We start from the raw sequence: 822 nt of genomic DNA on the forward strand, positions 1-822 counted from the left end.
ATCGTCCAAAATGCCAAGGTGTGAAAGAAGGATGACAGTATCGGCTTTTTCTTTGATTTCACTTAGCATCTCTCCGATGCTTTCAAATGCGTCTGTAACCGTCCAGCCAAGCTGGCGATAGATCGGATAGTACGGGACTGTCACACCGAGAATGGCAAGAGTTGCGCCGCTCTTCACCTTTTTGAGCAAATACGGCGCTGCCCAGCCGGGCCTCTTCCCTTCTCCGTCAAACAAATTGGAGACAACGACAGGAAACTGAGCGTTGTCATAAAGTGTATCCAACTCCTGATGCGGCAGTGTAATTCCTTCATTGTTCCCGATCGTTGCAGCATCATACTGCAGACGGTTCAACAGCTCCACATTCGCTTTTCCGAAGGTAGCCTCAGATATCGGATGGAATCTGTCGACATGATCGCCGAGGTCGAACAAAAGCACTTCTTCCCCCTGCTCTTCATGTTTCTGTCTTTGTGTCTGAATGTAATCGACGATTTTCGGCCAGTTTTCAAAATGGCTGTGCAAATCGTTCGTATGGTAGATATGGAGCTTTTCCGTCATGCAAATCTCTCCCTAACGTTTAACTAAACACGCCTTGATAGATTAATCTGATTCCGATGAGAATCAATACGAACCGCATGATCAATACGATCGTCTTTGTCTGCATCTTTTTGTTAATGTAGGCGCCGAGCTGTCCGCCAAACCAGGCGCCCGGGATCAATGCAAGCGCATAAAGCCAGTTGACATGTCCCGAGATGACATGGCCGGCAGAGCCCGCGACAGATGAAAGGAAAATGATAAACATCGATGTCGCAACGGCGACCCTTG

General features: G+C 48.2%; 2 protein-coding genes. Both read right to left on the reverse strand.

Features of this window, described 5'->3' with window-relative positions; all coding sequences use genetic code 11:
• Positions 1-555 (reverse strand): metallophosphoesterase (locus tag ACWHAR_RS25480; protein WP_452088234.1); only part of this gene is annotated, 555 nt, incomplete at its 3' end.
• A 19-nt stretch (positions 556-574) separates the two neighbouring features.
• Positions 575-822 (reverse strand): sulfite exporter TauE/SafE family protein (locus tag ACWHAR_RS25485; RefSeq protein WP_452088235.1); only part of this gene is annotated, 248 nt, incomplete at its 5' end.

This window comes from Bacillus sp. LR--39 (assembly GCF_053613335.1).